Source organism: Enterobacter cloacae complex sp. GF14B (genome assembly GCF_004136805.1).
Lineage (GTDB): Bacteria > Pseudomonadota > Gammaproteobacteria > Enterobacterales > Enterobacteriaceae > Enterobacter > Enterobacter hormaechei_C.
In genome coordinates this window covers 1-4,210 of sequence record NZ_QFRV01000157.1, presented here as the reverse complement: position 1 = coordinate 4,210, position 4,210 = coordinate 1, and the positions used below count along the sequence as shown (strand labels likewise).

At 51.7% G+C, this 4,210-nt stretch carries 6 protein-coding genes; 5 read left to right on the top strand and 1 reads right to left on the bottom strand.

What is annotated here, in order from left to right:
- Positions 1–128: 128 nt before the first annotated feature.
- The 3 genes from DD606_RS23930 to DD606_RS23925 all read left to right on the top strand — a co-directional run bounded on the left by DD606_RS23930 (position 129) and on the right by DD606_RS23925 (position 2,199).
- Positions 129–344, top strand: a complete 216-nt coding sequence (locus DD606_RS23930) for an MbeD family mobilization/exclusion protein (RefSeq protein WP_000137422.1) — start codon at positions 129–131, stop codon at positions 342–344.
- Between the two features lie 472 nt (positions 345–816).
- Complete coding sequence (locus DD606_RS26030) at positions 817–1,185, top strand: hypothetical protein (protein ID WP_155738272.1); 369 nt, start codon at positions 817–819, stop codon at positions 1,183–1,185.
- A 615-nt stretch (positions 1,186–1,800) separates the two neighbouring features.
- Positions 1,801–2,199, top strand: a complete 399-nt coding sequence (locus tag DD606_RS23925) for a hypothetical protein (RefSeq protein WP_058655972.1) — start codon at positions 1,801–1,803, stop codon at positions 2,197–2,199.
- A gap of 273 nt (positions 2,200–2,472) precedes the next feature.
- Here DD606_RS23925 and DD606_RS26660 read toward each other — a convergent pair whose 3' ends face one another.
- Positions 2,473–2,556 (bottom strand): hypothetical protein, encoded by an 84-nt coding sequence (locus DD606_RS26660; RefSeq protein ID WP_058655973.1) that lies wholly within the window; start codon positions 2,554–2,556, stop codon positions 2,473–2,475.
- A gap of 648 nt (positions 2,557–3,204) precedes the next feature.
- Between DD606_RS26660 and DD606_RS23910 the strand changes: the two genes are divergently transcribed.
- Together DD606_RS23910 and DD606_RS23905 are read left to right on the top strand one after the other, a co-directional pair.
- Entirely contained in the window at positions 3,205–3,528 is a 324-nt protein-coding gene (locus tag DD606_RS23910; protein ID WP_172751449.1) for a MobC family plasmid mobilization relaxosome protein, read from the top strand.
- A partial coding sequence (locus DD606_RS23905) for a relaxase/mobilization nuclease domain-containing protein (RefSeq protein ID WP_165295121.1) occupies positions 3,518–4,210 on the top strand: 693 nt, incomplete at its 3' end. The genes DD606_RS23910 and DD606_RS23905, both read left to right, overlap by 11 nt.

Genomic DNA, 4,210 nt, shown 5'->3' with positions numbered 1-4,210 from the left:
CGTGGGGAGTGCGCTATCAGGAGAGCAGCGACGGCCGGAGGTTTCTTATCCTGCCGCCGGGGATGCAAACCGAAGCCATCCCTTACGACGGGACGACATGGATCCGCCTGAAACAGGAGTAGCGGAAAATGACAGAGCTGGAAAAGCAGTTGCTGAGCGCATTAGAGCAGCTACAGCAGGACTACTCGCAAAGGCTGGACGAATGGGAGAGCGCCTTCGCGGAATGGCGGAGCATGTGTGGTCTTATGCAACGGGAGAACGCGGTGCTGAACGAGCGCGTGTCGGACTTGAGCACGCAGGTGCTGAGTTTAAGCGAGCAGCTGCGCCGCTTGTCCGGGAACTGAATGCCATCGAGCTCAGGCAGAGGGAGAATGAGTATCAGAAAACACTGGAGCTGGAGCGCCAGCCGCAGAAAACCTACAAAGGACCAACGCTGGGCTGACAGATGCCGGCTCGTGACAAACCCCAAGAAGAAGGGCTGCGAAATTCCCCGCTAAATACGTCGTGATGCAAAGATCACTGCCTATACCAGGGGGAATTATGAAACTGCTTAAGGTTATTGAAGCTGTACTTAACTGCCTGCATCTGGCGGCAGAACTGTGGGAGTGGCTGGAGAAGCATTTGCCGGTTTTCGGGGCCTTCACGCTGTTTTTGGGCTGAATCCTGCCGTCATTCACCTAGCTGCATGGCTATGCAGTTGGGTAAAATTTATCTGTCGCGATCGGGGTGGTTTACCGGGTGGGTTGTTGTTGGTTTTGGCTGACTGCCGCCCCGTTCGTGGCGAAGCTGTCCGGGGCGGTGCGGGCAAGAGATGTTATGGTAAATCTAAATGATATCTGCAGAAGCAAAAAAGCCGCCTATCCAGGCGGCTTTTTCATTTTTTTGGCGCGGCAGAACGGCATTTTCGACACCAACTCTGGTTGGTTGCTCCTGAGGGTACAGTTCTTAAGCCGAACAGTGCTGAGAGCTGTCCTGCTGTATTTGCAGTTGTTACGTTACAGCATGGGCATGTATGAGGCAGACCGAGGTTTCCAGACATTCTTACATCACTCCATTTTTTTACCAACAAACGTAGATATGACTGCACCCAAGGCGATCATGCCTAATGTGCCGACTCCGCCGCCAATACCTGATGTACATGACGGACACAACTCATCGTCATACAAACGACCACCCTTAGCGTAATTCTCACACCCCGGAGCGCGACATATGTAAATTGCTTCTTTGCACTCAGGGCATTCGCACTTATCTCGTCGTACATGGTTTTCTTGAATTACACGAGGTATAACTTCATTTTTACAAAAAGGACATAATCCTTTGTGTTTTGATGTCATTTTGACCTACTTAATTGCACTGCAACTAATTAATTTTGAACGACATTTAGGGCAGTAGTTCGGTGTTCCAAACCCACTCCTACTAGTCCATTCATGCCGACAAGCCATGCATTTAGCCCGATAGATAACAACAACCGCCATGAAAAACCACCAGTAATATCAGTAATTAATATTCATTTATAATAACTGACAAACTAAACAAGTAAAGTTAATTGTGTATTTTTTTAAGTGATTGATTTTTAATTTATTTTTCTATTATCTAAGGGCTGTAAATTCTAATTAATGTATTAAATACAATGACTTAATCTGATTTGTTTTTTTTGTTTAACTTTTTGGAGGGCGAGAAAGACTCATGCATCTCGTTCGTGCGCTCATGCAGCGTAACGATTGTTAGCATACAAGAAGTGCGGGGCTGGGATGTTATGGTAAATATTGTTTTTATTCTTTTTGAAATGGAGTGGGGGTTATGTTTGGTTTTTTACGAAAGAAAAGCGGTTTAGAAAAAGCTAAAGAGAATCTTAAAAATGATTTTGGATTATCAATTTCAAGAGCTCCTGATGAAGAATCAATATTAAAAGCATTTTCTAATATGGTTTCTCTAGCAGGGGGGAAGTTGAGCGATGATGCTCAAACAGCTTTGCTATACCGAGTTTATTGCATGAATTTTCTTGCTGTATCAAAGATCATGCGCGATGGCGGTGAGAAAATTGATATTGATAACTTGATATGGATTCCTGAAGTTCTAAACAGGTCTATAGATTATTCTGAGAGAGCTAAAGATCATATTCTATTAGAAAGTATATCTAGCAACTTAAATCAGAACATTGAAAGGTTTTTGGCTTCATTCAATATTAACAGAGGATGACTCCCAAGGTTTTAGATAGGGAGACAAACGATCTTCTTGTGATCCTGCCGTTACCGTCGTAATCTCTTGGCCTGTAAACGAAAAAACCACCCTGGCAGGTGGTTTTTCGAAGGTTAGTTAATCCTGGCAGATTTTCTAACCGTGGTAACAGTCTTGTGCGAGACATGTCACCAAATCTGTCCTTCCAGTGTAGCCGTAGTAAGGGCACCACTTCAAGAACTCTCACAACATCTCTCGCACATCCTGTTTACCAGTGGCCGTTGCCAATGGCGTTTAGTCGTGTCTTTCCGGGTTGGACTCAAGACGATAGTTACCGGATAAGGCGCAGCGGTCGGACTGAACGGGGGGTTCGTGCATACAGTCCAGCTTGGAGCGAACTGCCTACCCGGAACTGAGTGTCAGGCGTGGAATGAGATAAACGCGGCCATAACAGCGGAATGACACCGGTAAACCGAAAGGCAGGAACAGGAGAGCGCACGAGGGAGCCACCAGGGGGAAACGCCTGGTATCTTTATAGTCCTGTCGGGTTTCGCCACCACTGATTTGAGCGTCAGATTTCGTGATGCTTGTCAGGGGGGCGGAGCCTATGGAAAAACGGCTTTGCCGCGGCCTTATCGCTTCCCCGCTAAGTTTCTTCCTGGTATCCACCAGGAAATTTCCGCCCCATTCGTAAGCCCGCACCGCTCGCCGCAGCCGAACGACCGAGCGTAGCGAGTCAGTGAGCGAGGAAGCGGAATATATCCTGTATCACATATTCTGCTGACGCACCGGTGCCGCCTTTTTCCTCCTGCCACATGAAGCACTTCACTGACACCCTCGTCCGTGTCAACATAGTAAGCCAGTATACACTCCGCTAGCGCTACGTGACTGGTTCAGGGCTGCGCCCCGAAACCCGCCAACAGCCTGACGCGCCTGCGGCTTGTCCAACCCCGCGCCGACCGGGAAAGGCTTTCCCGCCCGTCCCGGCGTTATCAGGAGGCCGGTTTGTCAGAGAAACGGAACAAGATGCTCACCATGTGGTTGACGGAGGACGAGCACCGGCGGCTGCTTGAGCGCTGTGACGGCAGGCAGCTGGCGGCGTGGATGCGGCAGACCTGCCTGGACGAAAAGCCTGCGCGCACCGGAAAGCTCCCCTCAATCTCGCCGGCGCTGCTGCGCCAGCTTGCCGGCATGGGCAATAACCTGAACCAGATAGCCCGCCGTGTTAACGCCGGCGGCGGCACCGGCCATGACAGGGTGCAGATTGTGGCGGCGCTGATGGCCATCGATGCCGGGCTTGAGCGGCTGCGGCACGCCGTTCTTGAGAAAGGAACGGACGATGATCGTTAAATTTCATCCACGCGGCCGCGGCGGTGGCGCCGGGCCGGTGGACTACCTGCTGGGTAAAGACCGGCAGCGTGAAGGTGCCAGCGTCCTGCAGGGGAAGCCGGAAGAAGTCCGGGAGCTGATTGACGCGTCGCCTTACGTGAAGAAATACACTTCCGGCGTCCTGTCGTTTGCGGAGGCCAATCTGCCTCCCGGACAGCGGGAAAAACTGATGGCCAGCTTCGAGCGGGTTCTGATGCCCGGACTTGATAAAGATCAGTACAGCATTCTGTGGGTGGAGCACGAAGACAAGGGGCGTCTGGAGCTGAACTTTCTGATCCCCAATACAGAGCTGCTGACCGGCAGGCGGCTCCAGCCGTACTACGACCGCGCTGACCGGCCACGCATCGATGCCTGGCAGACCATCGTGAACGGCAGGCTGGGGCTGCACGACCCGAACGCGCCGGAAAACCGCCGGGCGCTGATCACGCCGTCCGGGCTGCCGAAAACGAAGCAGGAGGCCGCAGAAGCCATCACGCGCGGACTGTTGACCCTTGCTTCGTCCGGGGAGCTGAAAACCCGTCAGGACGTCACTGAGGCGCTGGAACGGTCAGGTTTTGAGGTGGTGCGCACCACGAAAAGCAGTATCAGCATTGCCGACCCGGACGGGGGGCGAAACATCCGACTGAAGGGAGCCATCTATGAG